This is a genomic window from Bacillus sp. GC_Bacil_1 (assembly GCF_026540675.1).
Classification (GTDB): Bacteria; Bacillota; Bacilli; order Bacillales; family Bacillaceae_G; genus Bacillus_A; species Bacillus_A cereus.
In genome coordinates this window covers 52,040-75,145 of the sequence record NZ_JALNUG010000022.1, presented here as the reverse complement: position 1 = coordinate 75,145, position 23,106 = coordinate 52,040, and the positions used below count along the sequence as shown (strand labels likewise).

The following is a 23,106-nucleotide window of genomic DNA, read 5'->3' as shown; positions in this document are numbered from 1 at the left end:
TATGTTAGACCAAAAACAACAATCTAATTCATTTGAAGAACGAGTTGAAACAATTAAACAAGGCGGGGCACCGAAATATCATGAGCAAAATAAAGCAAAAGGAAAATTATTTGTTCGAGATCGTTTAGCGCTTCTATTTGATAATGGCGAATATGTAGAAGATGCATTATTTGCTAACTGTGAACAAACAGGCTTACCTGCGGATGGCGTTGTAACGGCAACGGGTAAAATACATGGTCGTACTGCGTGTGTAATGGCCAATGATTCTACTGTAAAAGCTGGATCATGGGGATCACGCACAGTTGAAAAGATTTTACGTATTCAAGAAACAGCTGAAAAACTACGTGTTCCGTTATTTTATTTAGTCGACTCTGCTGGAGCACGTATTACAGATCAAGTAGAAATGTTCCCAGGGCGCCGCGGTGCAGGAAGAATCTTCTATAATCAAGTGAAGTTATCAGGTAAAGTTCCTCAAGTATGCTTGTTATTTGGACCTTCTGCAGCTGGTGGTGCGTATATTCCAGCCTTTTGTGACGTTGTAATGATGGTAGAAGGAAATGCATCTATGTATTTAGGATCTCCTCGTATGGCTGAGATGGTTATCGGTGAGAAGGTAACTTTAGAAGAGATGGGCGGAGCTCGTATGCATTGCTCTGTATCAGGATGCGGAGATGTTTTATGTAAGACAGAAGAAGATGCGATTACACAAGCAAGACAATACATTTCATATTTTCCAAATAACTACTTAGAAAAGACTCCATTGGTTACACCCCAAGAACCGAAACAATTCGATAAAACGTTAGAACAAATCATTCCAGAAAATCAAAATGCTCCTTTCAATATGAAAGATCTCATTAATAGAGTTATTGATGAAGGTTCATTCTATGAAGTAAAAAAATTATTTGCTCAAGAGCTAATTACAGGCTTAGCACGTATTGATGGTAAGCCAGTTGGTATTATTGCAAATCAGCCGCGTATGAAGGGCGGCGTATTATTCCATGATTCAGCTGATAAAGCTGCTAAGTTTATTAATTTATGCGACGCATATCATATTCCATTATTATTCCTTGCGGATGTACCAGGATTTATGATCGGTACAAAAGTAGAGCGTGCTGGTATTATTCGCCACGGTGCAAAAATGATTTCTGCAATGAGTGAAGCGACTGTACCGAAGATTTCTATCGTTGTTCGTAAAGCATATGGCGCTGGTTTATATGCGATGGCAGGTCCAGCATTTGAACCAGATTGCTGTTTGGCATTACCGACAGCCTCTATTGCGGTAATGGGTCCAGAAGCTGCGGTTAATGCTGTATATGCAAATAAAATTGCAGCTTTACCAGAAGAAGAGCGTGCTAGCTTCATTGCTGAAAAACGTGAAGAGTATAAGAAAGATATTGATATTTATCATTTAGCATCAGAGATGGTGATTGATGGTATTGTTCATCCAAACAATTTACGTGAAGAGTTAAAAGGACGTTTCGAAATGTATATGAGTAAATATCAAGTATTCACAGATCGTAAACATCCTGTATATCCAGTTTAAAAGCCCTATTTAGGGCTTTCTTGCTCAAAAAGTTAAGGAGGGGAAAACATTGAAACAAGCAGTTTGGTTTCCAACAGAAGAGTACAAGGAAAAAACACGTTTATATAGTTGGATGAAATCATTGGGATATGAAGACTATGAAACTTTTTATAATAAATCTATTGAGGAAACAGCTTGGCTTTGGGGAGAGGCAGAAAAAGCAGTTGGCTATCAATGGATGAAACCTTATACAGAAGTGTTAGATTTAGAAAATGGTACACCGTTTGCACAGTGGTATAATGGCGGAACATGTAACGTTGTAGAATCAGCTTTATCCCGCTGGCTTGCGGATGAAGAGACAAGAATACAGCCAGCACTTCAGTACGAAGGAGAAAATGGAACTTCAAAATCATTTACATATGAAGAGCTTGATAACTGGGTAAGCCGTGTTGCCAATGGTTTGAAACACGCGGGTATTGAAAAAGGTGACCGTGTAACAATTTATATGCCGATGATTCCAGAAACAGTTGTTGCGATGCTAGCTGTAATGAAAATTGGAGCAATTATTTCACCAATATTCTCAGGCTTTGCGTCTGATGCAGTTATGACACGTGTGCAAGCGGCAGGTTCAAAAATGATTATTACCGCAGATGGATTTTCACGCCGCGGTAAAATTGTTTCTTTAAAAGATGAAGTAGATAAAGCTTGTGAACATTGCCCAACTGTTGAAAAAGTTGTTATCGTTCGTCATGCAGGAAATGATTTTATACCACATAACTATGACTTTTCGTGGAATACGCTAGAAAAAGAAAAACCATTCATACATGCCGAGGAAATGCAAAGTGATGATCCATTAATGCTCATTTATACATCAGGAACGACTGGTAAGCCGAAAGGAACAGTACACACGCATGCAGGATTTCCTTTGAAAGCAGCTTTTGATGCAGGATTTGGAATGAATATTAAACAAGGTGATCGTGTATTATGGGTAACTGATATGGGCTGGATGATGGGGCCGTTTCTATTATTCGGTTCACTCATTAATGGAGCAACGATGGTTATGTACGAAGGTGTTCCAGACTTCCCAGAAGCAGACCGGTTATGGGAGACAGTTGATAAATATGAAATTACTCATCTAGGTATTTCGCCAACGTTAATCCGAGCATTAATGGCAAAAGGTGATGAGTATGTCAATAAACATTCTTTAAAGAGTTTGGAAGTATTCGCATCAACAGGAGAACCTTGGAATCCTGATCCATGGATGTGGCTGTTTGAAACAGTTGGAAAAGGAAATGTTCCAATCTGTAACTACTCAGGTGGAACTGAAATCTCTGGTGGGATTTTCGGCAATGTTCTTATTAAGCCAATCGCACCGATTAGTTTTAACGCATCTTTACCAGGAATGGCAGCTGTCGTACTGGATGATCAAGGTAAACCAATTCGAGATGAAGTCGGAGAATTATGCTTAGAGAAACCTTGGGTAGGTATGACGAAAAGCTTCTGGGAAGATGATGAACGTTACGTAAACACATATTGGTCGCGTTTTGAAAATAAATGGGTCCACGGTGACTGGGTCATTTACGATGGTGAACAATATATCATCACAGGGCGTTCAGACGATACGTTAAATATTGCAGGTAAACGTATTGGACCTGCTGAATATGAATCTATTCTTGTGAAACATAACGATGTAATCGAAGCTGCTGCAATTGGTGTACCTGACGAAGTAAAAGGTGAAGTTTGTCATTGTTTTGTAGTGTTAAGAGACCATGTAACATTCACAGGGGAATTAAAGAAAGAATTAATGAGTTTAGTAAACTCTCATATTGGAAAAGCGTTGTGTCCTAAAGACATCCACGTTGTAGAAGATTTACCGAAAACACGTAATTCTAAAGTAATGCGCCGTGTTATTAAAGCAGCTTACTTAGGAAAAGAATTAGGTGATTTGTCTTCACTTGTAAATCCTGAAGTAGTTCCGTTTATTCAGGGGTTACAGTCTAGTAAATTATAAAGTTAGAAAGGATCTCTGTATAAATAGAGATCCTTTTTTATGTTTATAAAAAGAAAAGAAGTGAATTTGATGAAGAAGAAAAATTCTACTATTAGTGTTAAGTATGTCTGTTTTATAGTTTTTATTAAAATACGATACTGTGGCATGTTTATTCATTGGAGTAATTAAATTTTGTTAAGGATGAAATTCAATAAAAGCGTTATTTTAATAGGCTGTTACGAAATTTAATTTGAAAGGCACATCCAAATGATAAAAAAAGAGCGCTATAAAATCAGTGCTCTTTTTATTAGAAATTGCTTAGTTCTTAAAAATAAAATCATTACGGACAATTCACAATGGTAATAATGACGCTAGCCATTGTTCCAGGAGAATCAAGAAGTGAAGCAGTAACGGTTACTGTTCCAGGCCCATTAGCGGCTAGAAATACAGCGGTAAAGTTACCTGAGGCATTGGTAATGACAGCAAGAGGAACCATGAAAGCAAGAGATGGGTTACTAAACGAAAAACTGACCACTACCCCTGGAGTAGGAATACCGTTTACTAATACTTGACCCGAAAAAAATAAAGTATTATTTCCTTGAGTGGATACACATGCTGTAGTTTCGTTAGAAGTCAAGGTAATAGATGCAGGTCCAGCAGGAAGATTAAATCCAGTTGATCCGGTTGGCCCAGTCGGTCCAGTTGATCCGGTTAATCCAGTAGCTCCTGTAGAACCGGTGGGACCGGTAGGGAATTGAAAAGGTTGAACAGTTGGAAGTGTAGGTCCAATAGAACCGGGATTAAGTGCAGCAAAAGATAAAAACTCGTCCATTATTTATCACCTCTAAAAATCGTATTACTAATAGTAAATGTAATGATAGAGCAAAGTGAAACGGACAAGCGGTTTTATTTTAACAAATTAAACAAAGTAGTTATATGATAGAAAGAGAGATTAGTATGATTCCTTTAGAAATTAAATATAAAAAGGCGATTATCTTCAAATCGCCTTTTAGGTAATGCCGTGTAATTTTATTCAGTTATTTGAAATATAGTTTCATTCGGTTTGGAAAATCCATACAGTTTCCTTGCGAATTTTAAAATTTCTTCTTCACTACTTGTTAAAGCCTTGACATCCTTGTTAAGGGAATGACCATCCTTCTTTACAGAAGATAATTTTTGTTGTTCCGTATTAAGTGTGATTTGTTTTTCTTTAATCATTTCTTGTTGGTTATTCAGAGAATATTGAAGGACAAAAATTATAGGTAATATAAAAGCCAAAGTAGTTATAATACGGCGTCTTGTTTTTTTTATACTACCTTGTTGGGTATTAGGATTCACTTGCTGTGAGGGTATATTAGGATTTGATTGGTGTGATGATACTTTTGGGATGTTTCCCATTAAAATGCCTCCATTACTGATTGTCGAATTTAAACCGTTTAATAGTATTATAAATGTTCAATAAGGATTTTAGAAGATATTTTAATATAGGTGAGTTTTGTAAAGTTTAAACAAAATCTTTATTTAAATAAAAGAAACCCCGCTTGTCTCTGGGGTTTCTGAAGGCAATGAAAGTACTCGACTAATTAAAGATTCCATGAATTTTTTGCTGAAAATACTGGTGAATTCGTCTGAAGTAATGAGGGCATCTAAAGCTTTATACGTACGTGAAGTAATTAAAAATCGATTTATAAGAGTTAGCTTGTTTTTTCTTAATAGCCCACCTAATCAGTAAATACATATGTCTGTTGAAATCTTTACGTGTTCATTGATAAAAAGCTGATTATATTCATTCAGCTTTTTGTATAATACATTCTAGTATTTATCGGTTCCAAAAGACATATTCTTTCCTTTAAGTTGGCATCGAAAATATTACCAATTTTTTCTTTTACAATGGCAACAAATAAAGAAACATTTACAACGACACTTATTTCGTTTAGAACTCCAATCATCATCACGATGACACTTTTCTTTAGATTTCCACCAATCATCATTACAATGTTTTTCCTGAGAACTCCAATCGTCATCACAATGACACTTTTCTTTAGATTTCCACCAATCATCATTACAATGCTTTTTCTGAGAACTCCAATTATCATCACAATGATGTTTTTCTTTAGATTTCCACCAATCATCACAACAATGCTTTTTCTGAGAACTCCAGCAATCATTTTTCCAGGACATTTATTTCTACCTCCTTTCAATAGTGTTCATATTATTCTATGTTTTAATAAAAAAATTGCTTGTTTATTAACCTACTATTTTATCTTTATATGATAGAGTGTCTTCTACTCGATATAGAATTCATACAAACTATGCTGATTTTTAAGAGAAAGTGGAGAGAACTACTACTAGTTATGGTATTTTTCAATAAACACTTGTTGAAGAAAATGTTCTGATTACAAATAATATCTTATTTTCGAGTACGCTTTTTAAATGTATATTTCACAATGAAAAATGGGAAATCCACAAATAAAGTCTATGTATATGTGAGTTAATGGGAAAATCTAGTGTGTTTTTAAGGGGCGTCTTATTTAAAAGAAAAAAGGTTTGTTTTAGAAAGTGGTGTCTAAACATTAAATGGAGTAGGACTAAATTTACGGCCGCTCATTAAAAAGCTTTTAATTAGGAGAAGTCTGTTTTTATAATGAATAATGAAAAGAAAGTTTGGTACAATTGTTTGTTTTTTTCTTTTTATGTGTTTGCCTCGTACCCTTTTAAGCTAGTGGACATACTTTACTAATAGAAAGGATTAGGGGGTGAGGTATTGGGTTCTCGATTTAATAATTGTAAAAAGAAGTGTACATGTAAACAAGATGATTGTTGGGAAGTATTCGAAGAGTGTAAAAAAGAACAGCATGAGAAATGTGATAATTCTTGTGTACAAGGAATTAGAGATGAACTTAAGAAATTAATTAATCGAACAGTTCAAATTAATACAGAGGGACGTACTTATGTAGGTACTGTTTCGTCTGTAAGTTGTGATGTAGTTAGGCTTGCGGCTATTCCTGGATCGGTTGGAGTAATTATTTCCATTTGCAAAATTGAAGCAATTTTCCCACCGGTTACAACGGTTACTGCTGACTTTGATTTTAATGGTATTGATGTAGCAAACAAAGCATAATTATGCTGCTTTTTTGTAAAGCCATTCACATGAATGGCTTTATTTTAATTTTATATAAAAGGAGAATATATTCTTTATATAGAAATAAGTTTGAGGTTATAAAGCATGATGTACGAAAGGAGCAAGGAAGTGATTAAACTAGAAAGCTTTAAGAAATCTGATTTTAAACAATTAATAAATTGGATTAATTCCGAAGAATTTCTAATACAATGGTCAGGAAATGCATTCACATTTCCTTTAGACGAACAGCAATTAGAGAAGTATATAGAAAGTGCAAATACACTCGCTTTCAAAGTGGTAGATGAAGAGACTTCAGACGTTATTGGACATATTTCGCTTGGGCAAATAGATAATATTAATAAGTCCGCTAGAATTGGAAAAGTATTAGTTGGTAATACGAAGATGAGAGGACGTTCTATAGGAAAACATATGATGAAAGCAGTACTTCATATTGCTTTTGACGAATTAAAACTACATAGAGTAACTCTTGGTGTGTATGATTTTAATACATCGGCCATTTCATGTTACGAAAAAATAGGGTTTGTAAAAGAAGGCTTATTAAGAGAGTCAAAAAGAGTAGGAGAAACGTATTGGAATTTATGGGAAATGAGTATGTTAGAATATGAATGGAAGAAGTAGCAACGATAGTAATTTATAATTATATTATGTTAACAAAGGGGTTTGGTGGGTATAGTGGATAATAAAACAAAAATAATTTCAATTGCAGCTGTTTCGGGGGGAGGTAAAACTACAATTACAGAAAGATTAAAGCATAAGTTTAAAAACTCAAAAGCTCTATATTTTGATAGTTACACATTTGATAAATCTCCTGCTGATATTTGTAAATGGATTGATGATGGGGCGAATTACGACGAGTGGGTATTAACACCATTAATTCATGATATTGAGCAACTTATACAAAATAATACCTTAGACTATATTATTGTAGATTATCCTTTTGCATACTTAAATAGTGAGATGCGAAAATTCATTGATGTAACTATATTTATTGATACGCCTTTAGATATTGCGATGGCTAGAAGGATTTTGCGAGATTTTAAGGAAGGTACAATAGATGAAATACATAATGATTTGGAACATTACATGACATATGCGAGAAAAGCTTATTTAGAGGCAATTCATACTGTTAAGCCGAATTCAGATATCATATTGGATGGTTCTTTATCTGTAAGTGAAATAATTAATCACGCTGTAGAGGAACTTGGCCGAAGAGAAGTGATTGTCAATGGTTAAATGTATAGAGGAATATATACAAGTTGCTGATTTTAAAATGTATACGAAAATATTCCAAGGAAAGAAGCAGCAGCCTGTTATTATATTGGAATCAGGCTATGGTGATTATTCGAAGGCATGGAATCAAACTGCTGAAGAACTGACGGAATATGGTACGGTACTTACATACGATCGGGCTGGATTAGGCAAAAGCGGGAAGAGTTCCAAGAAACGTATTAGTTCTGAAATGGTAAAAGATTTGAGAACATGCTTAAATCTTTTACAACTGAAGCCACCTTATATTTTTGTAGGACATTCTTTTGGTGGTATAAATGCACGTTTATTTACTGATTTTTATCCTGAAGATATGTTGGGAATAGTTTTGGTTGATTCGACACCAGAAAATTATAAAGAAGCATTTTTGCCAATCATGTCTCCAGAATTTCAAGAAGCTTACTATAAACAATTTGTACATGAAAGTTCTTATGAAGAGTTTATGTTTAGTCTGGGTGAAGCAGATAAATATTGTCAGTCGACGAGAGATATTCCACTCGTCGTGTTAGCTGCTGGTAAAAAAGCTTTTTATTCGCAAGATGCACAAATAAAATGGTTACAATTGCAAGAAGAATTATTAAGATTATCAAACAAAAATAAACTAATAATTGCAGAACAAAGTGGTCATTATATTCAAAAAGATGAGCCACATTATATAACAGATGCTGTTAGGTGGATAATTGAAGTAAGGGAGAGATAAATGTGTACACTTTATTTCAATATAATTGGCAAGTAAGAGATGATTGGTTTAAGTGGTGTGAACAACTTTCAGAGGAAGATTTACTTTGCAAACTGGTGGTATTTTAGAAACATTATTTCATATTGTAGATGTAGAGTATAGTTGGATTAGTGCTCTTCAAGGATAAGAAGATAGAGAACAGCAATTTAAAGATTATCAATCGATTCAAAAAGTGAAAGCGTTATTTAATTTATATAAACGAGAACTTGAAGTTTTTTTGCACTCATAATTATCTAGCCTAGAATGCTAGCACACTTAAAATAAGCCGTATAAAAAGTTAATCATTGTGTGCTTTGATTATATAATGTCGGCGAAATAAATAGTGTGAAGGACAGCTATCTTAACAAGTGTTTCATGTAACGTTCATATACTTTAATTTTTTATAATTAATTAAATTTGAATTTTGTTTGTTGTTAAGAAAAGGTGAGAAGAAAATAAAAAAAGAGGGCTAATGCCCTCTTTTTCTTTTAATTTGGTAATTAATCACAGATTGGTATCCCAAGCACTCTTAGAGCTAATGCTACTTGAAGGGAAATCTCTAATCTAGCAATTTCAATACCAGCTACTGAAAGAACTAAAAAAGGTTGTCCGTTTACAAATACAACGCAACTATCCATAGTTAAACCTCCTTTCTAGTAATTTACTATAGTATATGAGTAGAACTTTAAAATGTAATAGTTCAATTGTTGGATTTAATAGAATTAATAGATTAACCCATTTATACAAACAAAAGAACATAACGAAAGGAAACAGAGATGGATGTATGCCTCGAAAAACATAGGTTTTAAGACATGTAATGGGATATGAAATTCATCATATTGGTCAGCTATCTATATGGGCGAGGGAGTTAAACTTGCAATCTGTTTCAGCAAATTTGATTGGACGAGGATGATAGAATTAAAAACCGACTTGCATCTTAAGCGCAAGTCGGTTTTATATATATAAGAAGATTTCTTAATTGAAATCCTCGGATTTTTTCTGACGTATATGTAAAAACATTAAGGTGGTAATGATTAAAAAAATCATTATAGTTTGTATAATTAAATTTTTAAACTGAAGCAATATTGTCCAAGATGTAAGGGCGTCTTTAAAAGCTTGGAGTGCAGAGTACGAGGAAGGATCAAAACCATACTGTAGCAACTTTTTTGTTTCAATAAATGAAATGTTTTCTTCATCTGCATCTAATATTACTGAAATTAGTCTAGTATCTCCAAGTTTTGCTGTACTGACAAAACTATAATTACCGTTAGTTGAAAAACTAGTTTGTAAGCCATCAACACCTTGAAGTTTAATGTTTTCATTAAGGGAATATATCATTTTATTCGTATTGAAAACCTGGGAATCTTTGAAGGTAAATTGGTAAGAGGTTAGTTTCGTAATATTCAATACATCTGGAAAATCTTTTACTAATTTTGCTGCTAGTTTAGCTGCGTCTATCGCTGTTGTAGTTGATTGTTTATCTGTATCATTATTAATTCCAGTAGAGTTTAGAAATGGAGATGGTTGTAATAACTTTAGTTCTTTTGCTTTTTTATTCATTAATACTGTAAAGTTATCTTCATTTCCAGCAATGTGTTCTGCTAGAGCGAGTGCAGAACGATTATTCCCTGCCAGTAGCAATGCATGAAGTAAATCACGAACCGTTGTTTTATCATTCGATGTTACTTGTATAGGGCTTGTTTCTACTCGGAAAACTTCGTTACTTATTTGTACTAAGTCATCTAACTGTATTTTTCTATCATTTAGTTGCTCCAATACGATATATTCTGTCATTAATTTAGATAAAGCAGCTGATTGTACCGGAGTTTCTTCATTTTTTTTATAAACAATTTCACCTGAATTAGCATTTATTAAAATAGCTGATTTAGCTTGAATAATCGGACCATTTACATAAAGATAAAAATATAAAACGATAAGTGCGGTAATAAAAAAAGATAATAATAAAATAGCGAATTTCTTTAAGAATTGCATAAGCGATCCTCCTATTATGACATCAATACTAGTATTGTAAAAAGGAATGCTTAATTAGGAAGAAAGAAAAGGTAAAGAATTTCTAAAGAATTATAAAGGATTATTAAATTTTGGGTATTAATGGAAAAAAGTTCAATTTCTTATATGATAAGAAATTGAACTTTTTATTTATAATATTAACATTTGTATGGGAGTAGTTTTACAGTGAATGTTGTTTTTTCATCATCACTATATACTTCAATTGTTCCTTTATGCAATTCGACTATACTTTTTGCAATAGCTAATCCAAGTCCAGATCCACCAGTGTTTGTAGAGCGAGATTTCTCAACGCGATAAAAACGTTCAAAAATATGAGGTAAATCCGTACTAGGAATAGGTTGTCCGTAATTTGTTATATCAATTGTAATCATATTATTGCTTTCATAAGCAGTAAGGTCAATATAGCGACCTTCGCTTCCATAAGCGATAGCGTTTATAATAAGATTTTCAAACACACGCACTAATTTTTCACCATCAGCTAATACCATGAGCTTTTGAGATGGGAAAGAAGGTCGACACTCTATATTTGCTTCTTGAAATTGTATACGGAATTGAACAGTTAATTGCCCAAGTAACTCTACTATGTCAATAGGGACAGAATACAAGCTTAACTCTTTATTTTGAACACGTGTATATTCGAACAAGTCATTCATTAATGCATTAAGACGAGTTACTTTATCGTAAATGACTTGAATATAGTATCGCAATTCTACTTCATCTCTATAATTATCATGATGGATTAAATTTACGTATCCAACTATAGAAGTAAGGGGAGTGCGTAAGTCATGTGATACATTTGTAATAAGTTCACTTTTTGCTTGTTCCGCTTGTCTTTCTTCATCAATGGAGACTTTTAATTGTTCAACAATTTCATTGACCCCGATTGCTAATTCTTCTAGATAATTATGATTTACAATAGAAACTTTATGATTGAAGTTTCCATTTGCAATATAACGAATTTCTTCTATCATTTTTTTAATACAAGTTTCATAGTAAAGTTTTTTCTCGTGACGATAAAAAATGTAAAGATAGGATGAAAAAATAGAAAATAAAAACAAATAAGATACAATCATCATCCATAACGATTCTTTAATCCCTTTATACTTTTCATAACCAAAAATTCGAATGAATTCTTTACCGAGTTCAGTTAGAGTAAGTGAACTCTCAATTACACTCGTAACGAGGCGATAAATAATTAATTCAGTAATAGGCGTGAGTGTGATAGCTAATAAGAGCCAAAAAATAAGTTTCCATTTAGGGATATCTTTTAATATATCAAATGCTTCATTTCTCAATTTTATAGCCAACTCCCCAAACAGTGTGAATAAATTTTTCTCCATTTATTACTGTTTCAAGTTTATCCCGTAAGTTGCTAATATGGACCATTACAGTCTTATTTGAACCGTAACCATCTTCATTCCAAACGCGTTCAAAAATTTCTTCTGAACTAAATACTCTTCCTGTATTACTTGCAAGCAAATATAAAATATCGAATTCAATAGAGGTTAGTTTAATATACTCTCCATTTACTTTAACAGTATGATTATGTTTGTGTATTTCAACAGAGCGAATACGAATAATACCATCTTCATTCTTTTGCGAAGTAGCGTTTTGGAAAGATGATCTTCGTAATAAAGCTTTCACTCTTGCTACTAATTCTAATGGATTGAATGGCTTGATCATATAATCATCGGCACCTGTCATAAGACCTAATATTTTATCCATATCTTCTGCTTTTGCACTAAGCATTAGAATTGGTACAGTATTATTTTCACGTACTTCCTGACAAACTTCTAATCCGTTTCGTTTTGGCATCATAATATCCAAAATCATAAGGTCAACTTCATATGTAGAAACCTTTTGCAATGCTTCATCGCCATCATAAGCTTTATAAATGTTATAGCCTTCATTTCGCAAATAAACAGCAAGTAATTCAACAATTTCTTTATCATCATCAATAATTAATATGTTTTTATTCATTGTGTAGTTCCTTTCCTTACAAATCATCAACATTACTATAATATCAAACATTTATGTACTTGTAGCGATGATTTTGTATAAAATTTCATGTAACGTATTAAAAAGGAGTAAAAAGATTAATATCGAATATAAAATAAAAAGGATATTTAGATTCTACATTATAATGTAAGTTAGTTATAAGGGGGATTTTCTATGTTATATAGTGATATATATTCATTTACTCCAACTGGAAAAATAGAAAATGATATTAAAGCCTTTCTACTAAAATATAATAAAGAGTTTACATATAAACATTCAATTCGTGTGGCAAATGAGGCAAAAAAGATTGCAGAAAAGTTTCACGTAGATAAAGAAAAAGCAGCAATTGCAGGATATTTACATGATATTAGTGGCATTTTTCCGAACGAGGAGAGGATTGCAGTTGCTGAAGAGTTTGGGGTAGAGATAGTGGAAGCAGAAAAAAGTTTCCTATGATTATTCATCAAAAATTATCGAGAGTAATCGCAAAAGAAATATTTAAAGTAGAAAATGAAGAAATTTTAAATGCAATTTGTTGCCATACAACGTTGCGTAAACATGCAACGAAGATGGATTTAGTATTATTTGTTGCAGATAAAATAGAATGGGATCAAAACGGGACACCACCATATTTAATAGAAATAAAAAAAGGATTGGAAAAAGCAGCTTTTGTATATATTTCATATTTGTGGGAAAGGAAAGATACATTGAAAGTTATACATCCGTGGCTAGAAGAAGCATACTGGGATTTAAAAGGAATTTTACAGTAGAAAGGACAAGGAAATGCAATTAAAAGAATATATGAATCAAACATTTCCAGGAGTTACATTAGGACCCTACTTATATTCTCAGTGGGGAAATCATTTATATTTTGATTTCGGAAAAGATAAATATCAAATTGTAGAAGGAACCGACGATTTAAATATGGAATACTTTTCTCAACTATATACATATAATAAATTCTTATTTGAAGACATATTTTCAAAAGAAGATGTAGTGTTTGTAGTGACAAATGTTTATAGATTTAAAAAGGAAAACATAAAAACTCCACAGAAAATAAATGTATACAATAAATATATTAAGAAAAGAGATTTAAGATTTCATATAAGACAAGAAACGTTACCGTTTCTATTTGAAGATGAAGAAGCAGATTTATATTGTACATATCATTTTTCTTTAAAATGTCTTGCGGAAGATATTAAGTATGAATTGCTTATACAAGCTGCTAATCACGAGGATTTCTCTGCTCTGTATCCTCGATTTGGACGAAAAAAAGAAATTTCTTATCCAGATGTATTTCTCATAAATGCAACGAAAGATATTGTCATGTTTATGTGTGATGATAGAGGATGTAAAGTAATTGCGAAGAATAAAGAAATAATACGAGATTTATATAAGAAATACAAAGAATGGATTCCAGATTATGAACGAGAAAGTATAGATAACTTATTTAAATGACAATAGGGGAAGTGAAGCGTGTAATGAAACGTATTGCAATAGTATCTGCATGGGAACCAGAACTGACGTATTTGCATCAACATTATCCGAGTGAACGTGTTGAAAAAAGAGCAGCTTGGGAATTTCATTTTCATACTATTAATGAGCTGGAAATTATATCAGTTGTTACTGGTGTTGGTAAAGTAAGCTGCGCTAGTTGTGTACAATTGTTAATTAGTGAGTTTCAGCCAGATGAGTTGTTTATGACAGGAATATGCGGAAGTTTATCAAACAAGGTGAAAAACGGTCATATTGTAGTGGCACTAAACGCAATACAACACGATGTTACTGCAGCTGGCTCAGGGGAAGATGTTTTTAATTTATATAACGGTAGAACAGCACCTATTGAAACAACAAAATCACTTGTAAGAAGAATAAAAAAAATACGATCATATGATCCAATACATTTCGGTACATTTTTATCCGGAGATCAACGTATTCGCAGTTCAGAAATGAGATATTTACTCCATACCGTATATGGAGCATTGGCAGTTGATCAAGAAGTAGCAGCTTTCGCCTATGTATGCCAAATAAATAAAAAACCATTTCTATGTTTAAAAGCTGCTTCAGATCAAGCAAATGATAAAACGAAAGAAGAACAAAAAATCTTTAAAATGCTAGCATGCGAAAGAGCATGTGAGCATTTAATTGCTTTTTTGCGTGTTTATGAGATTAATGTAGTAAATAATAGATAGTTTGTTATAAAACAAATTAATAGTGGGTTATATGTAGGGAAATGTCCGTTCATTTCAAATTAAGAGCTGAAATTTATAATAGATGGAATATATTATATGGGTACATGTTGCGGTTAATACAAGCAATTGGAGGGCAATTTTATATGATTCAATATAAAAGATGTAGTGAAGTAAATATTGATTTAGTATATGAAGCTTTTAAAGATGGATTTTCCGATTATATTATTAAGATGGAAGTTTCAAAAGGTGATTTTATACACCGTTTTTTGGGACCAGAAGGTAATTTGCTAGAACATTCTTTTCTTGCTTTAGACGGTGACAAATCAGTTGGCGTAATATTAGGTGGTATAAAGGATTATGAAAGTATAAAGACTATGCGCTGTGGAACATTAGCGGTTCATCCTAATTACCGAGGTATTGGTGTGAGTCAAAAATTATTTGAACTGCATAAAGAAGAGGCGATTCAACATGGATGTAAGCAACTTTTTCTCGAAGTCATTGTAGGAAACGACCGAGCGATTCATTTTTATAATAAGTTGGGCTATGAAAAAGTGTACGATCTTTCTTATTATAATTTAAATGATTTGACTAAAATAATGAATAAAGATTGTAAGGATATTGAAGTAAAACAATTAGAATTTCCAACTTTTAAAGATGAAATTCAGAAATGGTTAAACTTCCATATAAATTGGCAAAATGATGTTGATTATATCGAAAAAACAAATAATGTATTTTATGGTGCATATGTCACTAATGACTTAAAAGGCTCTCTATGTGTAAATGAAGAAGGTAAAATTAGTTTTATTTTCGTAGATAAAGATTATAGAAATATTGGTGTTGGGATGAAATTATTAGAAGTAGCAAGAGAAGAATTACATTTATCAAGTTTATCAATTGGGTTTCCTAACAATAATTTACTGGAGGGTTTTTTAAAGAAATGTAGATTTGAAAAGAATTCTTTAGCACAATATGAAATGTATTTATTACTCTAAGAGCGGAAAGATTTATTCTTTTCGCTTTTTATTTTGCTGTTATGTTGGTAAATGCTCCGTAACTATAATTTATAATGCGAGGGAGTTTGTTTATCCTTAAGTTATTTTTTAAATTGTCAATTTCATACTAATAATTTTCTTTGTATAATATTCTAATTTTATGTAGAATAGATACGATGGGAGGGGATGAAATGAATAATGGATTAAAGTTTAAGATTTTTGAATTGCATTGTCTCGTTCAAAAGACTTATTCTGATATTAAAATGGCATGTGATATTGCTATTTATCAAGAAAACACTTCTAAATATTTAATTTCATTAGGATTTTTAAATAAATCATATATGACTTATATAGAAGCAAAAAGATTCTATCGCGAAAATGAAGAGCTTGTAAGTGTAGAATTTGATAATTTCTTTGATATGTATGATAAATTAGAAAACGAATTAAAACAAGTTATTTCAACTGAAGATAAAAATCCTTCATCGCTACATAGCAGACTTGATCAGTTTCAGCAGAAAGTTGAAAATATAAATGACCTAATAAAAGTATTGCAAAATGCTCGTTAATGAATGCTTTTTTCTTTTTGTATAGAAATTATGTATTAAAAACATTTTAGGGATATTACATATTGAAGAGGTGGGTTTTGTAGATTACAAAAGTCATCTTTTTATGTTAGGAATAGATTGTATACATTTTAGCAGTTTCATATAAATAATAGAAATTTATACGAGGTAAATATCATGGGAAATAAAAAAGAAATAGCTATAGTAGCATTAACAACAGGATTCGTTTTAACAAGTGTAACACCATATGGAGTAGGTCATGCAGAGGAACCTGGTCAAATGCAAGTTGAAATTCAAGAGGATTCGTTCCGTACAGGTGATCTGACACAACCATCAAAAAAGGCACCAGAGAATGTAGTGAAAGATGCACTTAAGGAAAATACGGAGCATGCTTTGTCTCCAAAACAAGTTAGTGCAGAAACAGGAGTAGATTACAAGGTTCTTCAAAAACGTGGTTCTTATGATGGAACTACACTTGTGCGCATGCAACAAATATATGAAGGGAAAGAAGTATATGGCCACCAGTTGACTGCTCACGTAGATAAAAAAGGTATTATTAAAAGCATTTCAGGAGCTAGCGCACAAAATTTAACACAAGAAGATTTAAAGAAACCTATTAATTTATCAAAAGAAGAAGCAAAACAATATATTTATAAAAAGTACGGAAACGATACTAAATTTATTTCTGAGCCAGAAGTTAAGGCAGTTATTTTTGTTGATGAAAATCATGGGCAGGCTAGCAATGCATATCAAGTTACATTTGCTGCTACAACACCAAATTATGTATCTGGAACTTATTTAGTGAATGCTCATAATGGTGAAATGTTAAAAGATATGGTACAAGAATCAAGTTTGAAAATAAGTGAAGAGTATGTTGAATCCGTTAAGGAAAATAAAACTAGCAATTTTACATCATTAACTGGAACAGGAAAAGATGATTTAGGCGTAACTCGTACATTTGGTATTTCTAAACAGACCAGTGGGAATTATGCGCTTGCTGATTACACAAGAGGACAAGGAATTGAGACATATGATGTAAATTATAGAGATATTACAAATGAAGAAAGTTATTATCCCGGTATACTAGCAACTAGTGTTTCAACAACATTTAATGATCCAAAGGCGGTAAGCGCTCATTTCTTAGCAACAAAGGTATACGATTTTTATAAAGAAAAATATAAGCGTAATAGTTTTGATAATAAAGGAAAAAAAGTAGTTTCAGTTGTACATGCATGGGATTCTGGAGGAACAAATGATCCTGAAAATTGGGAGAATGCATTTAGTACTAATATTAATAACATTAGTATGCTTTTATATGGAGATCCTATGGTAAAAGCATTCGATATAGCGGGTCATGAATTTACACATGCAGTTACATCAAGCGAATCTAACCTTGAATTTTCAGGAGAATCTGGGGCGATTAACGAGGCATTATCTGATATTATGGGAACGGCTATAGAGAAATACATAAATAATGGGGAATTTAACTGGACAATAGGAGAACAAACTGGATCGACTTTTCGTAATATGAAAAATCCAACTGCAATTAATTTTTCAGAAGGACTACCGTATCCTGATGATTATAGTAAATATAATGATTTAAATGGAGAGGATTATGGAGGCGTTCATTTTAACTCAAGTATTATTAATAAAGTTGCGTATTTAATTGCACAAGGTGGTACTCATAACGGTGTAAATGTAAATGGTATTGGTGAAGATAAAATGTTTGATATTTTCTATTATGCAAATACTGATGAATTAAACATGACTTCTGATTTCTCTGAATTGAGATTGGCATGCCTTACAGTTGCAACTAATAAATATGGAACGAACTCAATTGAAGTTCAAGCAATCCAAAATGCTTTTGATGCGGCAAAAATTACAGGAACAGTGAAAGAAAACGAAAAAACAATAGAAAACCAAGCTCCAGAGTTAACTGTACCGATTACCATTACACTACGTGTAGGAGATACGTTTGATCCAATGAGAAATGTAAAAGCTGTTGATAAGGAAGATGGTGATTTAACAAATAAAGTAAAGCATAAAGGCGATGTAGATACTTCAAAATCAGGTACATACATTATGGAATACATGGTTGTTGATTCTCAAGGGCGGAATGCAACGGCAACACAGACTGTAATTGTAGAGAAAAATGGAGAAACATCAGATTTAGAACCTAAATTAACAGTGCCTGTTGGAGCGACAATTCATGTAGGAGATTCATTTGTTTCAATGGCAGAAGTATTAGCTATCGATAAAGAAGACGGTGATCTCACTTCTAAAATCAAAGTTGATGGTGAAGTAGATACATCTAAAGCCGGTACTTACATATTAACGTACACGGTTACAGATTCTAAAGGTCATGAAGTAACGGCGAAGCAAACTGTAACGGTCAAAGTTAGAGAAGAAGTTAAAAATGATAAACCAATACTAAAAGTACCTGCTACAACTTCAATTACTGAGGGTGATCAATTTGATCCGTTGGTAGGAGTATCAGCTACTGACAAAGAAGACGGTGACCTTACTTCTAAAGTAGCGTATGAAGGAACTATAGATACAACTAAAGCTGGTACTTATGAAATAATATATAGTGTAAGAGATTCCGTGGGTAATGAGGTAAATACAATACAAAAAGTATTAGTGAAAGATAAAGAAACTAGCAAACCTAATGGTCTTGCTAATAAGACAAATAGCAATAGTATCTCAAATAACAGTAATACAGATAAAAAAGAATATACATATAAGGAGCTGCCAAAGACGGGTGTAAGTACAACTAACAGTGCAGCAATCGGCATATTGATGATTATTACAGGTACAGTACTCACTTTGATTCGCAAATTTAGAAAGATACAAAAATAATAGTAGGGATTATTCGTTTGAAGAAAAGAGTTCAGTATTCAAAAGAAATAAAGTAGAAAGTAAATAAAACGAAATATGGATTTTTTACTTATTAAGATTTTAATAGTTAAGCGGTACATTTGGCCTTTATAAAAATTTGCAGTTGGATACTATTCTGTCTACAGAACTATATTACATATAAAACACGTTACTATTCTTTTATTTTAATGAGAATAGTAACGTGTTTTTTGATTTGAAAATAGCATAAATCCTATAGCTCATGAATATAGGAGTACTTCTAATTTGCCATTGATAAGTTACTGAAAACACTTTGCTTTAATGGAAGTGTCACTCTAAATGACAACATGAGATTTTCGATATTTACCAGGTGTTTCATTGGTGAATTTTTTAAAAATTTTAGTAAAATAACTTTGATCGCTAAAATTAAGCGAAGCGCATATGTCTGATAAGGGATAGGTGGTGAAAGTTAATAATTTCTTTGCTTCTTCGATTCGTTCACGTTGAATGTACTCAATTAATGAAATACCGACTTCTTTTTTAAATAATATAGATAAATAATCTGAATTCACATTTGCAAATTTAGCAAGTTGTTTAACAGATATTGGATTGTAAATGTTTTTAAAAATGTAGTTTTTGCAAATAGCAATAGTCTGTGAATTTTGCTGTGTTTTTTGTGCCTTTACACGGTCTGCAAAGGTACAAAAAGCATTTTTTAATAAATCCCAAACAGATTCTTTGTCTTTTAAATTTTCTGTTCTTTGAATATGTAAATCATAAATTTTGTAAGCTATCCCAGATGGAAGACCCCCTTTTATCGCATATCTAGTGGCGAGCGTAATGGATGAAATACAAATGTTTTTATGACGTCTTAATTGATGGAATGAAGATAAAGATGAAAGAGTCTCTTGTTGGAATTCGTAATAATATTTGAGCACGGTTTCTTTATCCCCGTTTTCTATAGAACCAAGTAGTTGCTGCTCTATATATAAATTATGATAAATGGATTCGTCTTTTTGCATTGAAATATATACATCTTCGTTTAAGATTCTGCTATGACTTATATGAAGTGAGTCACTGTTATTTGAAAATGTGCTTACATCTGAATTTTTTTTATAGAGAATGTTATAGAACAATATTGCTATATTTACAAAGAAATTTTGATCTTTGACTGACAATGAAAAATAATGGTCTCTTGTTCTTTTATAATTTGGAATAAAATTAAGTTTACTATCCGCTTTACTTGTAGAAAAATTTACATGTGCCAAGGGCCCAATAATAACAGTACCGTTCACCATATAATCGCTCTTTATGTGAATTAAAATGAAGTGCCCTAGATGTTCGTGAGTTCTGAAGATGGGGGAATTATATGTATCATTTCTCTGAAAAAGCACATGTAACTGTTCTATTTTTGATGTATACAACAAGTGTGAATCATTTTTTGATGTGAATTCTAAAAGGATATTTTTGTTACAATCTAAAAAACAAACTGGAATTTCAAACGATTGGAAAAACATATTGCAAATGTACTCTATCTCAACTAGACTGAGCTTTTTAGTCATATTCTTCCTCCTTACAGTTATGCGTAATAGTTAAATAAACATATATTCCTTTTTTCATAAGTAGAAACGGAAAACCTTTATTAATAAAAAATATAAATAAAAGTTATAAACTTCTAAGAATAATACCATAATTTAACATGAATAGCACATATTATTTGAATATACAGGTAATAGTTTTGGACAGTAGCGTAAAATATGAATCGTCACACTTATTTGTTGGTTATTACTTATATGTATTAAAAATGATTAAGGTTGGATTTTAAATAGGGATAGGAAGTGAGAAATTAATAGATTGACAGTAAGTGACTAGTCGAAATTAGCAGTGAAAGCTATTATGTAACAAATGTAATGATTTTTGAAGTAGAGATATAAGTGTAATTTAGGGGAGAAAATTACATATATCATGTGGAGAGACAACGTAATAATAGAAGATAAGAAATGTGAATAAGTGATTGTAAACAATGGATTGTTGGACGACTATATTTTATGTTATTCGTTTAAATCTGATACTTGGCACACTATTGCTTTTAAGAAGGTAATAGTAATAAAGAGATTTTTAAAATGATAGAAGTAGTAAAGGGGATAAGAGAAATGAAAAAAATATTTAGTGTGCTTTTAGTGTTATTCTTAACATTTTCTACATGGTCTAGTGTATTAGTAAAGGCAGATTCACCATCTAAAGGTACTTTAACGATTCATAAGTATGAACAAGAAAAAGATGGAGCGCAGGGACTAGAAGGTGACGGTTCTGCAAATCAAGAGGTGCCAAAAGATGCGAAACCATTAAAAGGTGTAACGTTTGAAGTGAAAAAGGTTGCGTCTTTTGAAAAAATTTCAAACGATGGGAAAATCGTGAAAGAAGATGTGAAACCTGTAATGGGAGCAACTCCAACGCAAGTAGTAACAGATGATAACGGACAAGCTGTATTAAAAGATATTCCGCTAGGACGTTATGAGGTGAAAGAAGTGGCAGGACCTCCACATGTTAATCTAAATCCCAATACGTATACAGTGGATATCCCATTAACGAATAAAGAGGGTAAGGTGCTAAACTATGATGTTCACATGTATCCTAAAAATGAGGTTAAACGTGGTGCAGTGGATTTAATAAAAACTGGTGTAAATGAAAAAGCATTAGCAGGTGCAGTATTCTCTTTATTTAAAAAAGACGGTACAGAAGTGAAAAAAGAGTTAGTAACAGATGCTAATGGTCATATTCGCGTGCAAGGATTGGTGTATGGAGAATACTATTTCCAAGAAACAAAAGCTCCGAAAGGCTATGTAATAGATCCAACTAAACGTGAGTTTTTTGTTAAGAACTCCGGAACAATTAATGAAGATGGAACTATTACTTCTGGTACAGTAGTTAAATTAGAAGTAAAAAACTATGAAGAACCAATAATTGATAAAAAGATTAACGGAAAATTGGAAGCGTTACCAATCAATCCGTTAACTAATTATAATTATGATATTAAAACATTAATTCCAGAAGACATTAAGGAATACAAAAAATATGTGGTAACAGATACTTTGGATAATCGTTTAGTGATTCAAGGAAAGCCAATCGTGAAAATTGATGGAGCAGAAGTAAATGCAAGCATTGTAGAGGTAGCTATAGAAGGTCAAAAAGTAACAGCTACAGTAAAAGATTTCACAAAATTAGATGGTAAAAAAGAATTTCATTTGCAAATTAAATCTCAAGTAAAAGAAGGAGTACCATCTGGTTCGGAAATTTTAAATACAGCAAAAATTGATTTTACAAATAAAAATGATGTAATTGGAGAAAAGGAATCTAAACCTGTAGTTGTTGTTCCAACAACTGGAATAATTGAGTTAACAAAAATTGATGGTGCTAATAAGAATAAATTAAAAGGTGCAGAGTTTGTACTTAAAGATAAAAATGGAAAAATAGTTGTTGTAGCAGGAAAAGAAGTAACAGGTGTATCAGATGAAAATGGTGTTATTAAATGGTCTAACATTCCATATGGAGACTATCAAATTTTCGAAACGAAAGCTCCAACATATACAAAAGAAGATGGTACAAAAGCTTCTTATCAATTATTAAAAGATCCCATTGATGTAAAGATTAGCGAAAATAATCAAACGGTTAAATTAACAATTGAAAATAATAAAAGTGGATGGGTTCTTCCGGTAACGGGTGGCATAGGAACGACTCTTTTTACTGTAATAGGCCTTACGTTAATGGTTACAGCGGCATTTGTTTTCTTCAGAAAAAAGTTTGCTAATAATTAAGATTTTAGGAACATGTAACTA

20 protein-coding genes and 3 pseudogenes are annotated in these 23,106 nt (G+C 32.2%); 15 read left to right on the top strand and 8 right to left on the bottom strand.

Annotated features, from left to right (window positions below; genetic code table 11):
• The first annotated feature begins 1 nt into the window (after position 1).
• Together OXT04_RS25395 and OXT04_RS25390 are read left to right on the top strand one after the other, a co-directional pair.
• The gene (locus OXT04_RS25395; RefSeq protein ID WP_000886744.1) at positions 2 to 1,543 is read left to right on the top strand and encodes an acyl-CoA carboxylase subunit beta; all 1,542 of its coding nucleotides are present in this window, start codon (positions 2 to 4) and stop codon (positions 1,541 to 1,543) included.
• Between the two features lie 49 nt (positions 1,544 to 1,592).
• Positions 1,593 to 3,533, top strand: a complete 1,941-nt coding sequence (locus OXT04_RS25390; RefSeq protein ID WP_065228864.1) for an AMP-binding protein — start codon at positions 1,593 to 1,595, stop codon at positions 3,531 to 3,533.
• Between the two features lie 319 nt (positions 3,534 to 3,852).
• Here the strand turns inward: OXT04_RS25390 and OXT04_RS29835 are convergent, their stop codons facing one another.
• The 3 genes from OXT04_RS29835 to OXT04_RS25370 all read right to left on the bottom strand — a co-directional run bounded on the left by OXT04_RS29835 (position 3,853) and on the right by OXT04_RS25370 (position 5,713).
• On the bottom strand, positions 3,853 to 4,344 hold the full coding sequence (locus OXT04_RS29835) for an exosporium leader peptide-containing protein (RefSeq protein WP_144476993.1): 492 nt from the start codon (positions 4,342 to 4,344) through the stop codon (positions 3,853 to 3,855).
• 197 nt (positions 4,345 to 4,541) lie between these two features.
• Positions 4,542 to 4,910 (bottom strand): FtsB family cell division protein, encoded by a 369-nt coding sequence (locus tag OXT04_RS25375; RefSeq protein WP_000526886.1) that lies wholly within the window; start codon positions 4,908 to 4,910, stop codon positions 4,542 to 4,544.
• Positions 4,911 to 5,302: 392 nt separating this feature from the next.
• The gene (locus OXT04_RS25370; RefSeq protein WP_186314336.1) at positions 5,303 to 5,713 is read right to left on the bottom strand and encodes a hypothetical protein; all 411 of its coding nucleotides are present in this window, start codon (positions 5,711 to 5,713) and stop codon (positions 5,303 to 5,305) included.
• A 563-nt stretch (positions 5,714 to 6,276) separates the two neighbouring features.
• Here OXT04_RS25370 and OXT04_RS25365 point away from each other — a divergent pair.
• From OXT04_RS25365 to OXT04_RS25345, 5 genes and pseudogenes are all read left to right on the top strand, one after another.
• Entirely contained in the window at positions 6,277 to 6,633 is a 357-nt protein-coding gene (locus OXT04_RS25365) for a hypothetical protein (protein ID WP_000535577.1), read from the top strand.
• A gap of 105 nt (positions 6,634 to 6,738) precedes the next feature.
• Positions 6,739 to 7,272 (top strand): GNAT family N-acetyltransferase, encoded by a 534-nt coding sequence (locus tag OXT04_RS25360; RefSeq protein ID WP_000990082.1) that lies wholly within the window; start codon positions 6,739 to 6,741, stop codon positions 7,270 to 7,272.
• Between the two features lie 45 nt (positions 7,273 to 7,317).
• On the top strand, positions 7,318 to 7,887 hold the full coding sequence (locus OXT04_RS25355; protein WP_000513265.1) for a nucleoside/nucleotide kinase family protein: 570 nt from the start codon (positions 7,318 to 7,320) through the stop codon (positions 7,885 to 7,887).
• Positions 7,880 to 8,620: an alpha/beta fold hydrolase gene (locus tag OXT04_RS25350; RefSeq protein ID WP_000237653.1), complete on the top strand. Its 741-nt coding sequence runs from the start codon at positions 7,880 to 7,882 to the stop codon at positions 8,618 to 8,620. Before OXT04_RS25355 ends, OXT04_RS25350 begins: the two co-directional genes overlap by 8 nt.
• A 2-nt stretch (positions 8,621 to 8,622) precedes the next feature.
• Positions 8,623 to 8,879: pseudogene (locus OXT04_RS25345) on the top strand (DinB family protein); the annotation flags it as partial.
• A gap of 259 nt (positions 8,880 to 9,138) precedes the next feature.
• On the opposite strand, the gene OXT04_RS25340 reads toward OXT04_RS25345, so the two are convergent.
• Entirely contained in the window at positions 9,139 to 9,276 is a 138-nt protein-coding gene (locus tag OXT04_RS25340; protein WP_000376554.1) for a DUF3956 domain-containing protein, read from the bottom strand.
• 164 nt (positions 9,277 to 9,440) lie between these two features.
• On the opposite strand from OXT04_RS25340, the pseudogene OXT04_RS30220 reads away from it, so the two are divergent.
• Positions 9,441 to 9,551, top strand: a pseudogene (locus OXT04_RS30220) (DinB family protein); the annotation flags it as partial.
• A gap of 62 nt (positions 9,552 to 9,613) precedes the next feature.
• On the opposite strand, the gene OXT04_RS25330 reads toward OXT04_RS30220, so the two are convergent.
• The 3 genes from OXT04_RS25330 to OXT04_RS25320 all read right to left on the bottom strand — a co-directional run bounded on the left by OXT04_RS25330 (position 9,614) and on the right by OXT04_RS25320 (position 12,649).
• Positions 9,614 to 10,630: a D-alanyl-D-alanine carboxypeptidase family protein gene (locus OXT04_RS25330; RefSeq protein ID WP_001160052.1), complete on the bottom strand. Its 1,017-nt coding sequence runs from the start codon at positions 10,628 to 10,630 to the stop codon at positions 9,614 to 9,616.
• Positions 10,631 to 10,806: 176 nt separating this feature from the next.
• Positions 10,807 to 11,964: a sensor histidine kinase gene (locus tag OXT04_RS25325; RefSeq protein WP_001243309.1), complete on the bottom strand. Its 1,158-nt coding sequence runs from the start codon at positions 11,962 to 11,964 to the stop codon at positions 10,807 to 10,809.
• Positions 11,954 to 12,649 (bottom strand): response regulator transcription factor, encoded by a 696-nt coding sequence (locus tag OXT04_RS25320; protein WP_001038807.1) that lies wholly within the window; start codon positions 12,647 to 12,649, stop codon positions 11,954 to 11,956. Before OXT04_RS25320 ends, OXT04_RS25325 begins: the two co-directional genes overlap by 11 nt.
• 192 nt (positions 12,650 to 12,841) lie before the next feature.
• On the opposite strand from OXT04_RS25320, the pseudogene yqeK reads away from it, so the two are divergent.
• From yqeK to OXT04_RS25290, 6 genes and pseudogenes are all read left to right on the top strand, one after another.
• Positions 12,842 to 13,437 (top strand): annotated as a pseudogene (gene yqeK, locus OXT04_RS25315) (bis(5'-nucleosyl)-tetraphosphatase (symmetrical) YqeK).
• A gap of 13 nt (positions 13,438 to 13,450) precedes the next feature.
• Positions 13,451 to 14,125, top strand: a complete 675-nt coding sequence (locus OXT04_RS25310; protein ID WP_071714863.1) for a DUF3885 domain-containing protein — start codon at positions 13,451 to 13,453, stop codon at positions 14,123 to 14,125.
• Positions 14,122 to 14,859 (top strand): 5'-methylthioadenosine/S-adenosylhomocysteine nucleosidase, encoded by a 738-nt coding sequence (gene mtnN, locus OXT04_RS25305; RefSeq protein ID WP_000151939.1) that lies wholly within the window; start codon positions 14,122 to 14,124, stop codon positions 14,857 to 14,859. The genes OXT04_RS25310 and mtnN overlap by 4 nt, the downstream gene beginning before the upstream one ends.
• Positions 14,860 to 15,002: 143 nt before the next feature.
• Positions 15,003 to 15,851 carry a GNAT family N-acetyltransferase gene (locus OXT04_RS25300; protein ID WP_000617067.1) on the top strand — a complete coding sequence of 283 codons (849 nt, stop codon included), beginning with the start codon at positions 15,003 to 15,005 and terminating at the stop codon, positions 15,849 to 15,851.
• 191 nt (positions 15,852 to 16,042) lie between these two features.
• The gene (locus OXT04_RS25295; RefSeq protein ID WP_001059026.1) at positions 16,043 to 16,417 is read left to right on the top strand and encodes a hypothetical protein; all 375 of its coding nucleotides are present in this window, start codon (positions 16,043 to 16,045) and stop codon (positions 16,415 to 16,417) included.
• 174 nt (positions 16,418 to 16,591) lie between these two features.
• Positions 16,592 to 19,273: a M4 family metallopeptidase gene (locus tag OXT04_RS25290; protein ID WP_267418425.1), complete on the top strand. Its 2,682-nt coding sequence runs from the start codon at positions 16,592 to 16,594 to the stop codon at positions 19,271 to 19,273.
• Between the two features lie 332 nt (positions 19,274 to 19,605).
• Here OXT04_RS25290 and OXT04_RS25285 read toward each other — a convergent pair whose 3' ends face one another.
• Positions 19,606 to 20,832 carry a helix-turn-helix domain-containing protein gene (locus OXT04_RS25285; protein WP_063675388.1) on the bottom strand — a complete coding sequence of 409 codons (1,227 nt, stop codon included), beginning with the start codon at positions 20,830 to 20,832 and terminating at the stop codon, positions 19,606 to 19,608.
• 591 nt (positions 20,833 to 21,423) lie between these two features.
• On the opposite strand from OXT04_RS25285, the gene OXT04_RS25280 reads away from it, so the two are divergent.
• Positions 21,424 to 23,085 (top strand): LPXTG cell wall anchor domain-containing protein, encoded by a 1,662-nt coding sequence (locus tag OXT04_RS25280; RefSeq protein WP_080117719.1) that lies wholly within the window; start codon positions 21,424 to 21,426, stop codon positions 23,083 to 23,085.
• Positions 23,086 to 23,106: the final 21 nt, after the last annotated feature.